The 21,707-nt window shown below is 70.5% G+C and carries 11 protein-coding genes; 8 read left to right on the forward strand and 3 right to left on the reverse strand.

Annotation, left to right across the window (positions count from 1 at the left end):
* The first annotated feature begins 2 nt into the window (after window positions 1-2).
* The 8 genes from D7D94_RS12080 (at window position 3) to D7D94_RS12115 (ending at window position 18,638) form a co-directional block, all read left to right on the forward strand.
* A complete protein-coding gene (locus D7D94_RS12080; protein WP_156242861.1) occupies window positions 3-4,133 on the forward strand; it encodes a beta-L-arabinofuranosidase domain-containing protein in 4,131 nt (1,376 codons plus the stop codon).
* 14 nt (window positions 4,134-4,147) lie between these two features.
* On the forward strand, window positions 4,148-7,633 hold the full coding sequence (locus tag D7D94_RS12085; RefSeq protein ID WP_156242862.1) for a family 43 glycosylhydrolase: 3,486 nt from the start codon (window positions 4,148-4,150) through the stop codon (window positions 7,631-7,633).
* 207 nt (window positions 7,634-7,840) lie between these two features.
* Window positions 7,841-12,190, forward strand: a complete 4,350-nt coding sequence (locus D7D94_RS12090) for a family 43 glycosylhydrolase (protein WP_156242863.1) — start codon at window positions 7,841-7,843, stop codon at window positions 12,188-12,190.
* Window positions 12,191-12,326: 136 nt separating this feature from the next.
* Window positions 12,327-12,950 (forward strand): hypothetical protein, encoded by a 624-nt coding sequence (locus D7D94_RS12095; RefSeq protein ID WP_216648661.1) that lies wholly within the window; start codon window positions 12,327-12,329, stop codon window positions 12,948-12,950.
* Window positions 12,951-13,047: 97 nt separating this feature from the next.
* Window positions 13,048-14,109 carry a WxL protein peptidoglycan domain-containing protein gene (locus D7D94_RS12100; RefSeq protein WP_156242864.1) on the forward strand — a complete coding sequence of 354 codons (1,062 nt, stop codon included), beginning with the start codon at window positions 13,048-13,050 and terminating at the stop codon, window positions 14,107-14,109.
* A 58-nt stretch (window positions 14,110-14,167) separates the two neighbouring features.
* Window positions 14,168-15,895, forward strand: a complete 1,728-nt coding sequence (locus D7D94_RS12105) for an ABC transporter ATP-binding protein (protein ID WP_156242865.1) — start codon at window positions 14,168-14,170, stop codon at window positions 15,893-15,895.
* Complete coding sequence (locus D7D94_RS12110) at window positions 15,892-18,024, forward strand: ABC transporter ATP-binding protein (protein ID WP_156242866.1); 2,133 nt, start codon at window positions 15,892-15,894, stop codon at window positions 18,022-18,024. The genes D7D94_RS12105 and D7D94_RS12110 overlap by 4 nt, the downstream gene beginning before the upstream one ends.
* Window positions 18,024-18,638, forward strand: coding sequence for a DNA-3-methyladenine glycosylase I (locus D7D94_RS12115; RefSeq protein ID WP_156242867.1), 615 nt, complete (start codon window positions 18,024-18,026; stop codon window positions 18,636-18,638). The genes D7D94_RS12110 and D7D94_RS12115 overlap by 1 nt, the downstream gene beginning before the upstream one ends.
* Here the strand turns inward: D7D94_RS12115 and D7D94_RS12120 are convergent.
* The 3 genes from D7D94_RS12120 to D7D94_RS12130 are packed head-to-tail and all read right to left on the reverse strand — an operon-like array spanning window position 18,631 to window position 21,706.
* Complete coding sequence (locus tag D7D94_RS12120) at window positions 18,631-19,437, reverse strand: carbohydrate ABC transporter permease (RefSeq protein WP_156242868.1); 807 nt, start codon at window positions 19,435-19,437, stop codon at window positions 18,631-18,633. The two genes, D7D94_RS12115 and D7D94_RS12120, sit on opposite strands and share 8 nt — an antisense overlap.
* Window positions 19,434-20,351, reverse strand: a complete 918-nt coding sequence (locus D7D94_RS12125; RefSeq protein ID WP_156242869.1) for a carbohydrate ABC transporter permease — start codon at window positions 20,349-20,351, stop codon at window positions 19,434-19,436. Before D7D94_RS12125 ends, D7D94_RS12120 begins: the two co-directional genes overlap by 4 nt.
* Window positions 20,348-21,706 carry an ABC transporter substrate-binding protein gene (locus D7D94_RS12130; RefSeq protein ID WP_216648662.1) on the reverse strand — a complete coding sequence of 453 codons (1,359 nt, stop codon included), beginning with the start codon at window positions 21,704-21,706 and terminating at the stop codon, window positions 20,348-20,350. The genes D7D94_RS12125 and D7D94_RS12130 overlap by 4 nt, the downstream gene beginning before the upstream one ends.
* Between the last annotated feature and the right edge of the window lies 1 nt (window position 21,707).

The following is a 21,707-nucleotide window of genomic DNA, read 5'->3' on the forward strand; positions in this document are numbered from 1 at the left end:
CCATGCGCACGACGACACGTCGGGTGAGGGGCGCGAGCATCGCGGCGGTCGCCGCCGTCGCGATGCTGGCCTCCGGGCTCGCTCCCGCCACCGCCTCCGAGGCCTCGTTCGAGGACGCGAAGGTCCTCGACCTCCGCTTCGACGGATCCCTCGCCGACACCAGCGAGCAGGCCGCCGCCATCGCGATGCAGAAGGGCGCCCCGCGCTTTGCCGCCGGTCTCGACGGCGGCCAGGCCTTCGAGTTCGACGGCGCCAGCGCCATCCGCCTCGGCACCGGAGCGCATCTCCAGCCGCAGGATCTCACCGTGTCGTTCTGGTACAACCCGACGACAGCGATGACGGGCGAGCAGGTGTTCGCCTGGAGCAAGGACGCCTACAACTCCGACGGGTGGTATCTCACCTCGGAGAGCGCAGGCACCCCGCTCGCGCTCTCGATCGGGCCGTCCTCCGGGCAGCCCTACAAGGTCGCCGTCGACGTGCCGCGCGCCGAGTTCTTCCCGACCGGGGAGTGGACGCACGTCGTCGCCACGTACGACCACGAGACCAAGGGCGTCGCGTTCTACCGCAACGGAGAGCGCCAGCCCGCGACAGTGAAGTACGCCGTCGGTCCGACGGCCTCGGGCGTGCTCGAGTCGGAGACGACGACCGTCAAGACGCTCGGGTTCAACGGGCCGCGGTACAACGGCTCGCACCTGAAGGGCCTCCTCGACGACTACGCGCTCTACGACGCGGTGGCGTCGGTCGACGATGTCGTGGCGCTCACCCGCGTGCACGACGCGGACTTCGATGCGAGCGCCGTGGCCCAGGCCGACCTGGAGCGCATCACGCTCCCCGAGAAGGTCTCGACCGACTTCGACCTGCCCGCGGAGGGCCGGTCGGGCACCGCGATCACGTGGACGTCCTCCGATCCGGAGATCGTCGCGATCGAGGCGGGCCACGCCCGCGTCAGCGCGCCCGAGCGGGGGACGTCGCAGGTGACCCTGACGGCGACCGGCGCCTACGGCTCGAGTGCACCCGTCACGCGCGACTTCGCCCTCGCCGTCGAGCCCCTGAACGCGGAGGCTGCGATGCACCTCCTCGAGGCGGGCCTCGAGAACGTGACGGTGGCCGATCCGTACCTGCAGAACGCGAACGAGAAGACCGTCGACTACCTCCTCGAGCTCGACTCCGAGAAGTTCCTCCACTCGTTCTACACGACCTCGGGCCTCACGCCCACGACGGACTACGGGTACGGCGGCTGGGAGCGCGCGAGCGGCACCCGCTTCCAGGGGCACTTCTTCGGCCACTACATCTCCGCGCTCGCGCAGTCGTCGGCGACGGTGACGGATGGCGCCACGCGCGAGCGTCTGCTGCAGGAGCTGACCGAGGCGGTCGACGGGCTGAAGCGCAGCCAGGACGCCTACGCCGCGGCCCACCCCGCCAGCGCCGGCTACGTCGCGCCATTCGCGACGAACGTCCTGCCGAGCGGCGGCGACGGCCTGCTCGTGCCGTTCTACAACCTGCACAAGGTGCTCGCCGGGCTCCTCGACGCCCACCGATACGGGCCGTCCGAGACCTCCGCCGAGGCGCTCGAGGTCGCATCGCGCTTTGGCACGTGGGTGCGGAACTACGCCGCGTCGCTCCCCGACCCCTCCGTCATCCTGCGCACAGAGTACGGCGGGATGAACGAGGCGCTGTACGAGCTGTACGAGATCACGAAGGATCCCGCGCACAAGCGCGCCGCCGAGTACTTCGACGAGGTGTCGCTGTTCCAGCAGCTCGCGGCCGGGCAGGACGTGCTGAACGGCAAGCACGCGAACACCACCATCCCGAAGCTCGTCGGGGCGCTCAAGCGCTACACGGTCTTCACGGAGAACCCCGACCTCTACGCGAAGCTGACGGACGCCGAACGTGCGAGCCTCGACATGTACCGGACGGCGGCCGAGCGCTTCTGGCAGATCGTCGTCGACGACCACACGTACGCCAACGGCGGCAACAGCCAGTCCGAGCACTTCCACGGTGCCGACGAGCTGTATGCGCACGCCAACAACGGGATCACCACCGGCTACGGCGAGAACTCCACCTCCGAGGGCTGCAACGAGTACAACATGCTCAAGCTCAGCGAGGCGCTGTTCGCCGTGACGAAGGACGTGAAGTACGCGGACTTCTACGAGTCCACGTTCATCAACACCATCCTCGCGTCCCAGAACCCCGAGACCGGGATGGTCACGTACTTCCAGCCCCAGACGGCGGGCTACGCCAAGGTCTTCGGAACGAAGTTCGACCAGTTCTGGTGCGACCACGGGACCGGCGTCGAGAGCTTCACCAAGCTCGGCACGGCGTTCTACTTCCGGGACGACGAGTCGGTCTACGTGAACCAGTTCCGGTCGTCCGAGCTCAGGGACGCGGCGCGGAACCTGCGCCTGACGCAGACCGCCGACATCCCACGGGAGGACACCGCGCGATTCACCGTGGCCGCCCTCGACGGGGGCGCTGTCGCGGCCGGGACCGTGCTCCGGCTGCGGGTGCCGAGCTGGGTCGCGGGCACCCCGACGCTCAGCGTGAACGGGCAGGACCTCGATGTCTCCGCGCTCGCCGTCGACGGCTACGTGTCGTTGGAGGTCGCCGCGGGCGACGAGATCGCGTACACCCTGCCCGCCGAGGTGCGCGTCTCCGACGACACCGAGAACCCGAACTGGGTGGCCTTCACCTACGGGCCGGTGCTGCTGGCCGCCGAGCTCAGCCGCGCGAACGTCGAGGCGTCGTACACCGCCGGTGTGCTCGTGCAGATGGGGACGGCGGACACCTCGCTGACGGGGAACGTCGTCGTCGACGACGCCGACGCCTGGAAGGCCGACATCGGCGACAACCTCGTGCGCATCGAAGACGGCGCCAACGCGAACGGGATCGACACCGTGCGGTTCGAGCTGCGGGGCGTCGACGCCGCCGCCGCGGAGTGGACGTTCGAGCCGTACTACAGCCTCTACGGCGCGCGGTACGCGACGTACGTCACGCTCGTCCAGCCCGACTCCGCGGAGGCGCAGGCGCTCATCCTCGAGCAGAAGGAGCAGCTGCGGGTCGCCGAGACCACCATCGACGCGCTGACCTCGTTCGACGACAACAACTCCGAGGCCGACAAGAACTACGCGTTCAACAAGTCCGGCGTGGGCGTGTACCGGGGCGAGGCGTATCGCGACGCGCAACGGGCGACCGACGCGTACTTCCAGTACGACATGATCGTCGATCCGGATCTCGCCGAGAACTACCTGGGCGTGCGGTACTACGGCGGCGACAGCGGGCGCACCTTCGACGTCTACGTCGACGACGTGCTGCTGAAGCACGAGACCGTGACGAATGCGCAGGGTGCGACGAGCTGGTACATCCAGTACGACGAGATCCCGCGGGCGGTGCTGGACGGCATCGCGGCGAGGGATGGCTACAAGCGCGACCAGAACGGGCAGTACGTGCTCGACGAGGACGGGGAGCGCATCCCGGTGGTGACGGTGCGCTTCCAGGGCAACGGCACGAGCTTCGTCGGCGGGGTGTACGGCGTGTACACCTCCTCGTCGGATCGCTACGCGACGGATGCGGCGCTGTCCGCGCTGTCGTTCGACGACGGGACCCTGTCGCCGTCGCTCGATCCCGAGGTCCGCGAGTACACGGTGACGGTGCCGGCGGATGCGCAGACGGCCACCATGCGGATCGCCCCCGCCACGCCGAGCGGCCTCGTGTACGTCGGCGACGTGCTCATCGACGACGGGCAGCCGCGCGTCATCGCGCTCGCCGACGGCGACACCGAGATCCCGGTGCGGGCGGTCGCGCAGGATCATCGGACGTCGCTCGAGTACACGGTGCGCATCGTCCGCGCCGCCGAGGCCCCCGTCGCCCTGACGGCGAGCACCCGCTGCGTGGCCGGCAAGCTGCAGGTCGTCACCAGGGCGACGAACGTGTCCGACGGTGCGGTCCAGGTCGTCGTGACGACCCCGTACGGCTCCAAGACGATCGCGTCGCTGGCGCCGGGAGCGTCCGCCGCCCAGACCTTCGCGACGCGGTCGACCGCCGTCGACGGCGGCACGGCCACGGCGACCGTGCGGTCGGCGGACGGCCGCAGCTCCGATGTGAACGAGCAGTACCCCGCCGCGACCTGCGGCTGACCAAGGAGAGTGCGATGAAGCAGAGATTCCGCCGCAGAGCCGCGACGGCGATCGCCGTCGGGGCGATGATCCTCGGAGCGGGGGCGACCGCAGCGCACGCGGACGCCCCCACCGAGGGACTCGTCGCCCAGTACCTGTTCGACCGGACGACCGGGGCCCAGGTCCCCAACACCGCACCCGACGCCTCACTCGGCGCCGCGACCGTGCGGAACGCGCAGGACGCCGACTGGACGGGCGATGCGCTGACCCTGCGCGGCGGCGCCAAGACCTCGACGGGCAACTGGGTGGAGCTGCCGGACGATCTCCTCGCGGGGGAGACCTCCGGGACCGTCGTCGCCGAGGTGAAGGCCTCGACGGCCATGCTCAGCACGTTCCACTTCCTGTGGAACATCGGCAACGAGTCCTCCGCGACTGAGTACCTCTTCGCCTCGTTGAACTGCGGCTCCGGTCGCTCGCCCCTGGTGGGTCTCAAGACAGGCGGCACCGAGCGGCTGGTGCAGTCCGGCTCCTGCGGGGTGACCGCGAACCAGTGGGTGAACGTCGCCTCGACGGTCGGGGCGGATGGCACGGGCCGGCTCTACATCGATGGTGCGCTGGCAGCGGAGGGCTCCCTCGGCGGCACCTCCGCGGGGGTCGTGGACCAGTCCGTCAACGCGATCGGCCGCGGCCCCTGGCCGGACCCGCTGTTCCAGGGCGCGATCTCGTCGTTCCGCGTGTACGACCGCGCGCTGAGCGCGGGCGAGATCGCGGAGGTCTCCGCCACCGACGGCGCCGTCCACGAGGACGAGCTCCGCGCGCAGGCGCAGCGCGTTCTCGACGGCCTCGCCCTGTCCGACATCGAGACGAGCGGCGACATCGACCTGCCGACCGCCGGCGGGAAGGTCGTCTGGACCTCCAGCGCCCCCGACCTCGTCGCACCGGACGGCGCGGTGAACGCGCCGCTTCAGTGGGAGCCCTCCGCCGAGGCGACGCTCACCGCGACCGCGGCCATCCGCGGAATCAGCGCCAGCGCCTCGATCACAGTGACCGTGCTCCCGTCCGACGAGACGACGCAGGATCGCGCGCAGCGTCTGGCGCAGCGCTTCGTCATCCCCTCGGTCGTCGCATCGGGCGCCGCGCTGCCCGCCGCGCCCGACGGCCTGGACGTCGACGTGGTCTCGGCGACCGACGGGCTGGAGGTCGGCGACACCATCGTGTCGACCGCGGCGGAGCCCGTCGACGGCGAGATCGTCGTCAAGGCGACCGACGCCGCCACCGGCGCCTCGGTCACGCGCACCTTCGCCGTTCGCGTGCTTCCCGCCGACGGGTCCGCTCCGCTCCTCGCCTACGACCGCGAGCCCACGACCGCTGCGGAGGCCAACAACGCCGACGTGGCGCTCAGCATGCACCTCGCCCTCGGGCAGGGCGACGCCTGGACGCCGCTCAACGAGAACTACGGCATCTTCTTCGCGAAGACGGCGCAGACCCCCGCGCCAAGCGGCACGACCGAGAGCATCCTGCGGAGCCTCCGCGATCCCCACCTGTTCCACCTGGAGGACGGCGGCTTCGGCGTCGTCGCGACGCGCACCGCGCGCGGCGGCGGAGCCGACGGCACGCAGACCGGGAAGATCCTGTTCGCCCGCAGCGACGATCTGCTCTCCTACGAGGAGGTCGGGCTCGTCGACCTCGGCGTGACCAGCGGCGTGCGCGAGCCCGCCGCGGTGTGGGACTCCGCCGCGCAGCGCTACGTCGTGACCTGGACGTCCGACGCCGGCGTCGCGATGTACACGACGTTCGGCGATCTCGCAGATGCGACCACGCGCGGACCTGTCGAGCGAGGCGTCGTGACCGCGACCGCGGGCGAGAGCTCGGCGGAGGTCGAGGACTACGCCACGGGCAACGCCATCGCCGTCTCCCGGAACGTGGCGGACGCGCTGCAGGTGCGCTTCGGACGCACGGTCAACACCGGCGTCTCCGCGCTGCCGGACACGGAGATCGGAGCGGGTGACGAGCTCGCACCCGGCTCGCTGCCGCAGCGCGCGGAGCTCTCGTACAGCGACGGCTCGACCGCGACGCGGGCGATCGACTGGGACGCCGACGCGATCGCCGGCGTCGACACCGCGACGCCCGGCACCTACGAGGTCGCCGGCACGATCGCGCAGCCGACGTACCCGACGCCGTTCGCGGACGAGCGGGCGGACCCGTCGGTGTTCCGGTACGACCTCAACGGCGCGCAGAAGTTCCTCATGATCGCCACCGAGGACCTCAACATGAATCCGATCGACCCCGCGAACGGCCCGCACATGCCGTTCCGGATCGCCGACCGCATCGAGGACCTCTCCGACGAGGCGATCGACGCGGGCCGCAACACCGAGGTCGACCTCCTGCGTGCGGGAGATGTCGACGCCGCCGGCAAGGTCATGACCGGATGCTTCTGGGCGCCCGAGTTCCACGTCATCGACGGAACCCTCTCCATCCTGTTCATGCCCTGCTACAACGGCGCGAACGGGCGGCCGGACATGTGGACGGGGCGTGCGTCGATCATCCAGCTGCAGAAGGACGCGCAGGGGAACGACCTCGACCCGGCGGTCGCGGCGAGCTGGAGCAAGGCGGAGCCCGTGCTGCGCGCCGACGGCTCGACCCTCAACCCGATCCAGCAGATCTCGCTCGACATGACGTACTTCGAGGACTCCGGTCAGTCGTACTACGCCTGGCAGATGCTGGGCTCCATCTTCATCGCGGAGATGGACCCCGCCGACCCCACGCGGCTCACGTCGGAGCCGGTGCGCATCCTCGCCCCGGAGTACGCCTGGGACAACACGATCGCGGAAGGGCCCAACGTGCACGCGCACGACGGGAAGCTCTTCCTCATCTACTCGGGCTCGACCGTGGGCGACACCTACACGACCGGACTCGCCACGGCGACGGCCGGCGAGGGCGTCGACCTGACCGACCCGGCGGCGTGGACGAAGCTGAACTACCCCATCCAGAAGTCCGGCGAGTTCAACGGCGCCTGGCAGCTGGGCACCGGGCACGGCATGTGGTCGCACGACGAGGACGACAACCTCCTCTACGTCTTCCACGCGCGCACGGACAACGGCGGCCTCACCGGCCGCGACACGTTCGTGCGTCGCGTCCACTGGGCGGCCGACGGGATGCCCGTCCTCGACCAGGAGGGCGACGAGGAGGTCGCGCCGGCCCACCGCTCCGTCACGGCGACCGTCACGGTGACGGCGGCCGCTCTCGATGTCGCGACGACCGTTGACTTCCGCTGCGTGGCAGGACGAGTCGTGCAGACCGTCACGCTCGCGAACGAGGGCGACGCCGCGGTCTCCGCGACCGTGACGTCGCCGTACGGCACGAAGAGCGTCGCGAAGCTCGCGGCCGGGAAGGCCTCGTCGATGGCCTTCACGACGAGGGCCGCGGCCATCCCGGCGGGCGATGTGAAGGTGCGCCTGACGGATGAGGCGGGCGGAGCATCCGAGCAGGAGGTCGCGTTCGCCGCGGCGAGCTGCCGCTGATCCAGGGGAGGGGCCGGGGCACATGCTCCGGCCCCTCCGCGTGCGCACTCCGGAGGAGATGCGCACTCAGGAGGACACTTCCGGCCGGATCCACCCTGCCGAGCGCGCATCTCCTCCCGGATGGCCGCTCTTGCCGCGGCCCTCCCGTCCCGCTACAGTCTGATACCGGTAACAATTGCGTTGCCACGACCCCTCGAAGGAGAGCGGATGGTCGCCTCACCCCGCGCAGCGCGCCTCGCCCGCCGCGCCCTCGTCGCCACCGCGACGACGCTCGGCATCGTCGCGGCCGGGCTCGCGCCCGCGCATGCAACCTCGACAAACGAGCACCTCGTCGCGCACTATGCGCTCGATGAGACCGGCGGCTCCGTCGCCGCGGACAGCTCCGGGCACGGCCGCGATGCCGCGATCGTCGGCGGCGCGACCCTCGCCGGCAGCGAGGGCATCCGCCTCGACGGCGCGGATGATCACGTGAAGCTGCCCGACGACATCCTGAAGGGCTTGAACTCGATCACGGTCAGCACCGACGTGCTGGTGCGCGCCGAGCAGGGCACCCCCTACTTCATCTACGGGCTCGGCAACCCCGCGAGCTCCAGCTCCGGGACCGGGTACCTCTTCTCCACGGGCAACGCCTACCGCACCGCCATCACGACGGGCAACTGGTCGGGGGAGCAGAACACGACGAGCGGTGCGAACCTCGCGCGCGGCGTGTGGAAGACGATCACGTACACGCTCGACGACGCGTCCGACACCGCCCGTCTCTACCTCGACGGCGTCCAGGTCGCGGTGAAGACGGGCGTCACCGTCACGCCCGCTCAGATCGGCGGCGGCACGACCACGGCGAACTACCTCGGCCGCTCGAACTACTCCTCCGACCGGTACCTCGCGGGCAGCCTCCGCGACTTCCGCATCTACGACACCGCGCTCTCCGCAGCGGATGTGGCGGCACTCGCGCCCGGCGACGAGACCCGGGCCCAGCGCGACGTCGATGCGCTCTCGCTCGGCGACCTCTCGAACGTCACGGCCGACCTGGCCCTGCCCACCGCGGCGCCGAACGGATCCACGATCACCTGGGCCACGAGCGACGCCGCCGTGATCTCGACCTCCGGCACGGTGACGCGTCCGTCGTCGGGCGCGGCGGAGGTCACCCTGACCGCCACGGCGACGAAGGGCGCGGCGTCCGCGTCGCGAACCTTCACCGCCACGGTCCCGGCCACGGGCGAAGCAGACCTCCGCGCGGATCTCGATGCCATCGCCATCCCGAACGCCTCGGACATCCGCGGCAACATCACGCTGCCGACGAAGGGGGCGGTCCATGGCAACGTGATCGCCTGGTCCTCCTCCGCCGAGGACGTGGTGTCGGCGAGCGCCGCCGGCGAGGTCGCCCCGGGCGTCGTCAGGCGCGGCGCCGTGGATCGCGAGGTCGTGCTGACGGCCGCGGTGGGCGGGCTCACGCGCGACGTCACCGTCACCGTGCGCGCGGCGCGCGAGCAGGCCGAGTACGAGGGCTACGCGTTCGCCTATTTCACCGGCGACTCCGTGGCGGGCGAGAGCATCCACTTCGCCGCGAGCGAGGGCAACAACGCCCTCGACTGGAACGAACTCAACAGCGGCCTGCCGGTGCTCAGCTCCCAGTACGGCGAGCAGGGCCTCCGCGACCCCTTCATCATCCGCTCTCCCGAGGGCGACACCTTCTACCTCATCGCCACCGACCTCTCGATCGGGTCCGGCACGTCCTGGGACGCCTCGCAGCGGCAGGGCAGCAAGTACCTCGAGGTGTGGGAGTCCCACGATCTCGTGAACTGGTCCGCGCAGCGGCACGTCCGGGTGTCGCCCGACACCGCAGGCAACACCTGGGCACCCGAGGCGTACTACGACGAGTCGCTCGGTGCGTACGTGGTGTTCTGGGCGTCGAAGCTCTACGCCGAGACGGACCCCGCGCACAGCGGCAGCACCTACAACCGCATGATGTACGCCACCACGCGCGACTTCGTGACGTTCAGCGAGCCGCAGATCTGGCAGGACGGGAAGTCTCGCATCGACTCGACCGTGACCCGCCACGACGGCGTCTACTACCGCTTCACGAAGGACGAGGGGGCCGGCACCACCGGCTGCTCCGACATCATCCAGGAGTCGTCGACCGAGCTGCGCGCGCCGCTGGACGAGTGGGAGCTGATCGACTCCTGCATCGGCCGTGACGCGGGAACGCGCGCGGTCGAGGGGCCCTCGATCTTCCAGGCGAACCCGGGCGACGTGAACGGCGGCGGTACGCACTACCTCTTCGTCGACGAGTACGGCGGGCGCGGGTACATCCCGCTGCGCACCGACGACATCGCGAAGGGCGACTGGTCCGTCGCGCCCGAGTACGACCTGCCCGCGAGCCCTCGGCACGGCACGGTGATCCCCGTGACCGCCGCCGAGCTCGCCGGTCTGTACGCCGGGAAGGAGCCGATCTCGTCCAACGAGGACGGCGAGGTGCTGCGCTACGACTTCTCGGATGGCGCGGGCGCGACCCTGAAGGACGTCTCCGGCAACGGACGGGACGCGACCGTGAACGGCGCGACCTGGGCGGACGGCGCGCTGCGGTTCGACGGCACGGACGACTACGTCGACCTGCCGGACGACGTGCTGGCCGGCCTCGAGGACATTACCGTCGACGCCGATGTCTGGGTCGACCCCGCACAGTCCGGCAACTACTTCATCTGGGGCCTCGGCAACACCGATGCCGCCGGGGCCGGGCGCGGCTACCTCTTCACCACCGGCAACAGCGCGTACCGCACGAGCATCACCACCGGCACCTACTCGTCGGAGCAGACCGTGAGCCAGGGCGCCGCTCTGCCGCGGGGCCGCTGGGCGCACCTCACCTACACGCTGCAGGGCGACACCGCGCGTCTCTACCTCGACGGCGTGCTCGTGGCGACGAAGGAAGGCGTCACGGTCGACCCGGGCGACATCTCCGGGGGCGAGACCTGGGCGAACTACCTCGGCCGCTCGCTCTACGAGCAGGACGGCCGCTTCAAGGGCAGCTTCCGCGAGTTCGCGATCTACGACCGGGCGCTGAGCTCGACCGAGGTGCTCGAGATCGCGGGGGCGCCGGGCGCGATCGGCGCGGTGTCGCTGAAGGACCCGTCCGCGCTCAAGACGGCGCCCATCGTCGACTCGGCAGCGCACACGGTCGTGCTGCCGGTCGTGAAGGGCACAGACCTGACGAAGCTCGCGCCGACCTTCGGCACCGCGGCGGGGGCGACCGCGTCGCCCGCCTCGGGAACGACGGTCGACCTCTCGAAGCCCGTCTCGTACGCCATCACGTCGGGTGGGCAGACGACGACGTGGACCTTCACGGCGCAGGTCATGAACAGCCCGGTGCTGCCGGGGCTGAACGCGGACCCGAACATCGCGGTGTTCGGCGACACGTACTACCTCTACGCCACGACGGATGGCACGGCGGGCTGGGGCGGCAAGGACTTCTACGTCTGGTCGTCGAAGGACCTCGTCGACTGGACCCGCTCCGAGGAGCCCATCCTCACGCTGGACGGCGCGAACGGCGATGTCCCGTGGGCGAGCGGCAACGCGTGGGCGCCGACGATCATCGAGCGCGACGGGAAGTACTACTTCTACTTCTCGGGCCACAACACCGCCCTCAACCGCAAGACGATCGGCGTCGCGGTAGCCGACAGCCCCACGGGGCCCTTCACGGCACAGCCGCAGGCGATGATCCTCAACAACGAGGCGGTCACCTCCGGGCAGGCGATCGACCCGGCGGCGTTCCGCGACCCGATCAGCGGGAAGCACTACCTCACGTGGGGCAACGGCGGTCCGTCGAACGGTCCCGTGATCGCGGAGCTGAACGACGACATGACCTCGATCAAGGCGGGGACGTACCGGCGGATCTCCGGGCTCACCGACTTCCGCGAGGGCATCTTCCTCAACTACCGTGACGGGCTGTACCACCTGACCTACTCGATCGACGACACCGGCTCGGAGAACTACCGCGTCGGCTACGCCACGGCGACGAGCCTCGACGGGCCGTGGACCTCCCGCGGCGTGATCCTCCAGAAGGACCTGTCGCTGGGCATCAAGGCGACGGGGCACAGCTCGATCATCAACGTCCCCGGAACCGACGACTGGTACATCGCGTACCACCGCTTCGCAATCCCGGGCGGCGACGGCACCCACCGCGAGACGACCATCGACAAGCTCGAGATCGGCGAGGACGGACTCTTCCAGCCCGTGAAGCCGACGCTCACGAGCGTCGCTCCGCAGCCGGTTCCGTCGGCAGGGCCCGATGTCACCACCACGGTCGGCTCGCGGTGCGTCGCCGGCAAGGCGGTCCTGACCGTCTCGGTCCGCAACGACAGCGACGGCCCGGTGGCGGCGACGATCGCGACCCCCTACGGCGACAAGTCGATCGCCAGCATCGCGCCGGGCAAGACGGCGGCGAGCGCGTTCTCGGCGCGCATCGCCCAGCTGCCGGCCGGCGAGGTGCAGGTGTCCGCGACGGATGGCCAGCAGGCGTCGTCGAGCGAGGCGGTGGCTTTCAAGGGGGTGAGCTGCGGCTGAGGGAAGTGAGGACGCGGCGCCGCCGACGTCCTCGCCGCGCCGGCACCCGAGCCGGAGCGGCGCCCCGCGCGACGCGGAAGTCGCGCGGTGCCGTCGGGCGATCGTCGCCCGGGGCAGGAACGAGGAGAGATCTCTCATGATGAAGCGAGCTATCACGAAGCGGATGTCCGTGGCTGCGGTCGGCGGCGTCCTGCTGGCGGGCGTTGCCGGCGCGGCCTTCGCCGAGGAGCAGGTCGGCGACGGCAACGACGTCGACGTCTCGGTCACGATCGAGGACGCGAACCCCGGCGTGCTGGCGATGAGCGTGGCCGGCACGTCGTCCGCGCTCGCCGAGGACGGCTCGACCGCCACGGTGCGGCAGTTCACGGGCACGCTGCCCACCGTCACGGTCACCGACACCCGCACGGCGGAGGAGATCCCCGACGGCGCGTACTGGTGGGTGGAAGGCACCGCCTCCGCGTTCACCGGCGACGCCGGACAGGCGCCGATCGGCGCCGAGAACCTCGGCTGGGTGCCTGCGCTCCTCAACGACGACGGTTCGGGCGCGGTGGCCGAGGGCGACAATGTCGCACCGGCGCTGGACGAGACCGAGGCGCCCAACAACGTCGGCCTCGAGGGCCGCGAGCTGCTCGCGATGGCGGTCACCAGCGAGGAGGCCATCGGCTCCTGGCAGGCGAACGCCGGCCTCGTGCTGCAGGTGCCCGTCGACACCGCGCCCGGTTCGTACTCGTCGACGCTCACCCTGTCGCTGTTCGAGTGAGCGCACGGGCGGGCGCGTGCAGCGCCCGCCCTGCGTCATGCTGGGGTGTGCGCCGGATCCGGCGCACACCCCCGCCTGAGCCCCCGGAGAGACGTCCATGGACCTGCCCTTCCGCTCGCGATTCGCCGCGCTGCGCATCGTGACCGCCGCCGCGGTCGCCCTGCTGCTCCCCCTGGCGGCGGCGTCGCCTGCCCTCGGCGCGGAGGGCGACGAGGCGGGCACCATCACCTGGTCCGTCCGGCCCGCCGACGAGAGCGGCGAGGATGGCCGGGCCTGGGTGGAGCAGGAGCTCGACCCGGGGGAGAGCGCGACCGAGCATCTCGCCGTCCACAACCTGAGCGAGCAGGACGTGACGTTCCGCCTCTCCACCGCCGACGGCTACTTCCGGGAGAACGGCCGGTTCAGCATGCGCTCGTCCGACGAGGAGTCCGTGGATGCCGGAACCTGGATCGACGTCGTGGACGAGGTGAGCGTCCCGGCACAGGAGACGGTCATCGTGCCGTTCACGACGGCCGTGCCCGACAACGCCACGCCGGGGGACCACGCGGCGGGGATCGCCGCCTCAGTCCTGTCCGAGCAGGTGAGCGAGGACGGCGCCACGGTCGGCGTGGAGTCGCGGGTGGGCTTCCGTGTGATGACGCGCGTGACCGGCGAGATCGCGCCGGCCGCAGAGGTGCAGAACGTCTCCTCGGACTACCGGATGTCCTGGAATCCGATCTCGCCCGGCGACGCGACGGTGCGCTTCGAGGTCGTCAACACGGGGAACACGCGGCTGCTCGTCACCGGCGCGGTCGACGTGCAGGGCGGCGAGATCGCGTTCCCGGCCGCGGACGAGGCCGATCAGGAGCTGATGCCCGGCGACCGCCGGTCCTTCGCCGTCGCGGCGGAGGACGTCTGGCCCCTCGTCTCCGTGCCCGTCGGTGTGGAGGTGGCGCCCGCGGTCACCGGAGAGGGAGAGGGGACCGCCCTCGACTCGATCACCGCGGAGACGCGCATGTGGGCCATCCCCTGGCCGCAGCTGATCGTCCTGGCCGGCATCGTCCTGCTCGTGGTGTCCGCGACGTGGGGCCGCCGGCGCTCGCGGCGCCGCATGGCGGAGCTGATCGCCCGTGCGCGCGACGAGGGGCGCCGCGAGGCGATCGTCGACGAGACCGTCTGAGACGGATCTCCCACCTGAGGGGGATGAGAATGTCCCCGGTCGGTGGGATCCTGTCGAGGTGCTCCTGAAGCTCCTCATCCGCTATCTGCGGCAGTACCGCTGGCTGCTCGTCGGCGTCCTCGTCTTCCAGCTGGCCTCGGCGCTCGCCGCCCTGTACCTGCCCACGCTCAACGCCGACATCATCGACAACGGCGTCGCGCGCGGCGACACCGGCTACATCGTCCGCACCGGCCTGTTCATGCTGGCGGTGTCGCTGGGCCAGATCCTCGCGTCGATCGTCGCGACGTTCTGCGCCGCGCGCGCGGCCATGAGCGCGGGGCGCGACATCCGCCGCGACGTCTTCGGCAAGGTCAGCGGCTTCAGCGAGCGCGAGGTCTCGCAGTTCGGCGCGGGCTCGCTCATCACCCGCAACACCAACGACGTGCAGCAGATCCAGATGGTGTCGATGATGAGCGCGACGATGCTCGTCCAGGCGCCCATGCTGGCGATCGGCGGCATCATCATGGCGCTGCGGCAGGACGTCGGACTCAGCTGGATCCTCGCGGTCTCGATCCCCGCGCTGCTCCTCATCGCCGGCCTCATCATCGGCCGGATGGTGCCGCTGTTCCGCGCCTACCAGCAGAAGCTCGACGGCGTGAACCGCGTCATGCGCGAGCAGCTGACGGGTGTCCGCGTGGTGCGCGCCTTCGTGCGCGAGGACATCGAGGAGGAGCGGTTCCGCGGGGCCAACACCGACATCATGGTGGTCGGGCGCAAGGTCGGATCGCTGTTCGTGCTCATGTTCCCGCTCGTGATGCTCGTGCTCAACGTCACGATCGTCGCGGTGGTGTGGTTCGGCGGCATCCAGGTCGACGCCGGCGAGACGCAGATCGGCACGCTCTTCGCCTTCATGCAGTACGTCGGTCAGATCCTCGGGGGCGTCATGATGGCGAGCTTCATGACGATCATGATCCCGCGGGCCGCGGTGTCCGCCGACCGCGTCGGCGAGGTGCTGGCGAGCGAGTCCACCCTCGTGCGCCCCGCGAGCCCGCTGACGGAGTTCCCGCGGCGCGGCGCCGTGCGACTGCAGGACGTCGCCTTCACGTACCCCGGCGCCGAAGCGCCCGTGCTCGAGGGCGTGAGCTTCCGGGCGGAGCCGGGCAAGACGCTCGCCGTCATCGGCTCGACGGGATCGGGCAAGACCACGCTCGTCTCGCTCATCCCGCGGCTGTTCGACGTCACCGCCGGCAGCGTCGAGGTGGGCGGCGTCGACGTGCGCTCGGCCGACCTCGAGCGCCTCTGGAAGACCATCGGCCTGGTGCCGCAGCGGCCGTTCCTCTTCAACGGAACGGTGGCGAGCAACCTGCGCTTCGGCCGCGAGGACGCCACAGACGAGGAGCTCTGGCGTGCGCTCGAGATCGCGCAGGCGAAGGACTTCGTCGAGGAGATGCCGGATGGCCTGGAGTCGCGGATCGCGCAGGGCGGCACGAACGTGTCGGGCGGCCAGCGGCAGCGGCTGTCCATCGCACGGGCCATCGTCCACGCCCCCGACATCCTCGTCTTCGACGACTCGTTCTCCGCGCTCGATCTGACGACCGATGCGCGGCTGCGGCAGGCGCTGTGGCGCGAGCTGCCGCACGTGACGAAGATCGTCGTCGCGCAGCGCGTCTCGACGATCACCGACGCCGACCGCATCATCGTGCTCGACGGCGGACGGATGGTGGGGGCAGGCACCCATGAGGAGCTCGTCTCCGAGAACGAGACCTACCGCGAGATCGTCGAGTCGCAGCTGGGAGTGGAAGCGTGAGCGAGAAGACGCAGCTGACCGCCGATGAGCAGGCGGAGCTCGAGCTCGCCGAGCAGGCGCGCCGGAGCTCGGGCGACTGGGACGCCGTGGCGCCGGGCAAGCCCGCGGAGTTCGGCAAGAGCTTCGCGCGCTTCATCGGGCTGCTCCGCCCCTATGCATGGGTGTTCGCCTTCGTGTCGCTGCTGGGCGCGATCGGCGTCGTGCTCGCCGTCATCGCGCCGAAGGTGCTCGGCGAGGCGACGAACATCGTGTTCGAGGGCGTCATCTCGTCGACGCTGACCGGGCAGTTCCCCGCCGGCGCCTCGCAGGCCGAGGTCGTCACGGCGCTGCGGGCGGCGGGGGAGGACGAGCTCGCGAACCTCGTCGGCGCGATGGAGCACTTCCAGCTCGGCGCCGGCATCGACTTCGACGCCCTCCGCGTGGTGATCGCATGGGCGCTGGTGATCTACGTCCTCTCGTCGCTGCTGCAGTGGGTGCAGGGCTACGTCATCAACGTGATCATGGTCCGCACCATGTTCACCCTCCGCGAGGACGTCGAGCGGAAGATCAACCGCCTGCCCCTGGCCTACTTCGATCGCGTGCAGCGCGGCGAGCTCATCTCGCGCGTGACCAACGACATCGACAACATGACGCAGACGCTGCAGCAGGCGCTGTCGGGGGCGATCACCTCGCTCCTCACCGTCGTCGGCGTCCTCGTCATGATGTTCTCGATCTCGTGGCAGCTCGCACTGGTCGCGCTGGTGGCGCTGCCGCTCATCGCGTTCGTCATGCTCGTCATCGGTCCGCGCTCGCAGAAGGCGTTCCAGACGCAGTGGACGAAGGTCGGCCGCCTCAACGCGCGCGTCGAGGAGTCGTTCTCCGGCCACGCCCTCGTGAAGGTCTTCGGTCGCGAGCAGTCGATGAGCGCGGCGTTCCAGGAGGAGAACGAGGAGCTCTACCAGGCCGCCTTCAAGGCGCAGTTCCTCTCCGGCGTGATGATGCCGAGCATGCAGTTCATCGGCTCGCTCACCTACGTCGGCATCGCGGTGCTCGGCGGCCTCATGGTCGCGAGCGGCCAGCTGCGCATCGGCGACGTGCAGGCGTTCGTGCAGTACTCGCAGCAGTTCACCCAGCCGCTCACGGAGCTCGGCGGCATGCTGCCGGTCGTGCAGTCCGGCACGGCCTCGGCCGAGCGCGTGTTCGCGCTGCTGGACGAGGACGAGCAGGAGCCCGACGACGAGCAGGCGCCGGCGGTTCCGGATGGCCGTGGCGTCATCGAGTTCCGCAACGTCTCGTTCTCGTACTCGCCGGACAAGCCGCTCATCCGCGACCTGTCGTTCCGCGTGGAGCCGGGGCAGACCGTCGCCATCGTGGGCCCGACGGGGGCCGGCAAGACCACCCTCGTCAACCTCGTGATGCGCTTCTACGAGCTCGACGGCGGGGCAATCCTCCTCGACGGGCAGGACATCTCGAAGCTCACGCGCGCCGACGTCCGCTCCCGCACCGGCATGGTGCTCCAAGATCCCTGGCTCTTCGCCGGCACCATTCGCGAGAACATCCGGTACGGCCGCGCGTCGGCGAGCGACGAGGAGATCGCCACGGCCGCCCGCGCCACGTACGTCGACCGCTTCGTGCACTCGCTGCCGGACGGCTATGACACGGTCCTCGACGAGGATGCGGCCAATCTGTCGGCGGGGGAGCGGCAGCTCGTCACGATCGCGCGCGCGTTCGTGCGGCGGCCGAGCGTGCTGATCCTCGACGAGGCGACGAGCTCGGTCGACACCCGCACCGAGCTGCTGCTGCAGCAGGCGATGGCCGCGCTGCGGGAGGGGCGCACGTCGTTCGTCATCGCGCACCGGCTCTCCACCATCCGCGACGCCGACCTCATCCTCGTCATGGAGCACGGCGACATCGTCGAGCAGGGCACGCACGATGAGCTCATCCGACGGCAGGGCGCGTACTGGCGGCTGTACCAGTCGCAGTTCGAGCACGCCGCCGTGGACCTCGACGAGGAGGCCGCCGCGCTCGTCGACGCCGAGGACGCGCCCGCGCACGGCGCCGCCCCGGTGCCGGTCACGGCGAGCCCGGCGCCCGTCGTCGCGCCGACCGCGCAGGCCGTCGACGCGGCAGACGAGGCGACCGAGCGCTGATGGCGGAGTCCGAGCCCGTCCCCGATCTCATCGTCGGGGCGGATGGCCTCGCCCGGCCGCGCTGGGCGGCAGCCGACGAGCTGATGCGCGCCTACTACGACACCGAATGGGGGATGCCGATCCGGGACGAGACCGGGCTCTTCGAGCGGCTGAGCCTCGAGGCGTTCCAATCCGGGCTGTCGTGGGCGACCGTGCTGCGGAAGCGCGCGGCCTTCCGCGAGGCCTTCGCCGGGTTCGATCCCGACGCGGTCGCCGCCTTCGGGGACGACGACGCGGAGCGGCTGCTCGGCGACGCGCGCATCATCCGCAACCGGGCGAAGATCCTCGCCACCATCGGCAACGCGCGGGCCACGGTCGCCCTGCGGGAGGAGGGCGGGCTGGCCGACCTCGTCTGGCGGCACCGGCCATCCGAGACCCCCGTCCCGACGACGCACGCCGAGATCCCGACCACGTCGCCGGAGTCGCTCGCGCTGTCGAAGGCGCTGAAGGCGCGCGGATTCCGCTTCGTCGGCCCGACGACGATGTTCGCGCTCATGGAGGCGGTCGGCATCGTCGACACGCACCTCGTCGGCAGCCATCGCCGCGGCACGAGCGGGGTGTGGCGCGCTACTTGACCGCGCCCTCGATCATGCCCTTGATGAAGTGCCGCTGGAGGATGACGTAGAGCACCACCACGGGCAGGGCGACGAGGATGGCTCCCGCCGCGAGGAGCGCGGTGCCCTGCGTGTACTGCCCCTGGAAGAACGCCAGCCCGAGCGGTGCGGTGCGCACGGTGCCGTTGGGCGACATGACGAGCGGGATGAGGAACTCGTTCCACGTCCACATGAAGGTCAGCAGCACGAGGGTGAGGATGGCCGGGCGCCCGATCGGGACGAGGATCTGCCACAGGATGCGCCACGAGCCGGCGCCGTCCAGGCGCGCCGCCTCGATGAGCTCGCGGCTCGCGCCGCGGAAGTAGGTGCGCATCCAGAACGTGCCGAACGCGATGGACATCGCGATCTGCGGCAGCGCGACACCCCAGATCGTGTTCGTGAGGCCGAGCGAGCGCATGTCGAAGAACATCGGCACGATGAACGCCTCCGTCGGCACCATGATGCCGAGCAGGAAGAGGTAGAAGAACGCGGTCGCGCCGCGGAAGGTCATCGCCCCCAGCGCGTAGCCCGCGAGAATAGATGCCGTCACCGCCACCACCACGACGATGGCGGCGACCGAGACCGACGTCGCCATGTACTGCCCGAAGCGGCCCACCTCCCATGCGCGCGCGAAGTTCTCGAAGTGGAGGCCGCCGCCGGAGGAGAAGCGCTCGGGGCCGAGCGCCAGCGTCACGATCACGCCGATCGGGGCGAGGATCACCAGCGCGAAGCCGATGAGGATGACGTAGTTCGCGGCCGTCTCGAAGCGGGACACTGTCATCGGCGCTCTCCGATCACGTTCACGACGGCGTTGATGAGGAACACGATGACGGTGAGGACGATGCCGACCGCGGCCGCGGCGCCGACCTCGCCGATGGTGAAGGCCAGGCGGTACACCTCGTAGCTCGGCACGGTGGTCGAGGTCCCGGGGCCGCCGCTCGTGGTCACGTAGACGAGGTCGAACGTCTTCAGCGCCGCGACGATCGTGAGGGTCAGCGCGACCGTGATCTCGCCGCGGACCGAGGGGAGCGTGATCGCGAGGAACTCGCGGACCGCGCCCGCGCCATCCAGCCGGGCCGCCTCGTACTGCTCGCGGGGGATCCGCGCCATGCCCGCCATGAGCAGCACCGTGACGAGGCCGGTCGACACCCAGGTGCCGATGAGTCCGACCGCGGGCAGCGCCCAGTCGTAGTCGCCGAGCCACGCGCGGGCGAGCGAGTCGAGGCCGATCGCGCGGAGCGCGGTGTTGAGCGGACCCTCCGGCGCGTAGATCTGCCGCCAGGTCACCGCGATCACCACCATCGCGATGACCTGCGGCAGGAAGACGATCGTCCGGAAGAACCCCAGGCCGCGCACGCGTGCACGGGTGAGGAGCGCCGCCAGCACGAGGCCGAGCGCGAGCGGCAGGACGGCGAAGAACACGATGAGGACCAGCGCGTGCGCGAAGGCCTCCCGCAGCTGCGCGCTCTGGAAGACGGCCGCGTAGTTGTCGAGACCGACGAAGGTCGACGCACCCAGGCCATCCCACTCGTACAGCGAGAACTGCGCAGCGCGCCCGAGGGGGACGAGCAGGAACAGGCCGTACAGGAGCAGGGCGGGAGCGAGGTAGGCGTACGGCAGCCAGCGCCGCCGCGTCACGCGGGCGGGGGGACGCCTGGCCCTCCGCCCGGTGACGATCGCGACGGTGTCGGTCATCCGCCGGCGGTGAAGTCGCTGTAGTCGGCTTCGAGCGTCTCGGTGAACTCCGCCGGGGTCACGCGGCCGTCGATCAGGTCCTGCAGGGCCTGCCCGAGGGTGTCGGCGAAGGTCGGCGTCGCGTAGTCGAGGTACGGGAGCACCGCGCCGGACTCGGTGACCTCGCCGAAGGTGGCGAACACGTCGGCCTGCACGCCGGAGTCCGGCGCGTGCTCCGCGGTGTCGTTCACCGGCAGGTTGCCGGTCTCCGCCAGCACGTCCATCGCGTCGTCGCTCGTGAGGAAGTCGATGTACGCGGCGGCGGCGTCGGGATTCTCGGAAGCCGAGGTGATCGCGAAGGGCAGCCCGGTGCCGCCCGTGGTGGCCTTCGTGCCGTCCTCCTTGGCTGGCACGAAGAAGCCGACGTCGTCGCCCATGGCGTCTTCGAGGTCGGCGGCGAGCCACGATCCGCCGATGAGGAAGACGCCGTCTCCCGCCGCGAGCGACTGCCAGGCGGCGTCGTAGTCGGTGCCGTTGACGCCGTCGTTGAAGTAGCCGTCCTCGACCCAGCCCTGCATGTGGGCTGCGGCCTCCTCGTTCTCCGGCGTGGTCCAGCTCGCACCGGGATTGCCGAGGCCGAGGTCGGTGATCTCCTCCGCATCGACGAGTGACCCCTGCAACGGTCCGAAGACGTGCAGCGCCGGCCACTTCTCGATGTTGCCGAGCAGCATCGGCGTCTCGCCGGCGTCCTTCGCCGCCTGCAGCGCCTCCTCGAAAGCGGCCCAGTCCTTCGGCACGTCGAGGCCGAGGCCCTCGAGCTTGCTCTTCGAGTAGAAGACGCCGACGACCTCGCCGACCTGCGGCAGGCCGTACAGGTTGCCCTCGCCGAACTCCGTCGCGTCCTCGCTGTACGTCGAGTACTGCAGGATCGACGGCGAGTACCGGTCGAACCAGCCGTACGCGTCGGCGTAGTCGTCGAGCGGGCGCAGCTGGCCCGCCTCGACGAACGCGCCCATGGTGTTGCGGCCGTTGTTGGCCTGCACCACGTCGGGGGCGTCGTCGTCGGTGATCGCGAGACGCAGCGTCGTCGCGAGGTCATCGAACGCCTGCGAGTTGCGCTCGATGGTGATGTTCGGGTGCTCCTCCATGAACGCGGCGTTCAGCTGCTCGATCTGCTCGTTCTGGCCGCCGCGGACCTCCTGGTCCCAGACGCTGAGGGTGACGTCGCCGAGCTCGTCGACGTCGGTCGAGACCTCGCCCGCGGGCGACTCCTCGGCGGGCGGAGTGGAGCCCGAGCCCGGGGCGCAGGCAGTGAGGCCGAGCGCGAACGCCGCGCCGACGGCGCTCACGGCGACCATGCGGTGATGACGGTGCATG

This window comes from Microbacterium oryzae, from assembly GCF_009735645.1.
GTDB lineage: Bacteria > Actinomycetota > Actinomycetes > Actinomycetales > Microbacteriaceae > Microbacterium > Microbacterium oryzae.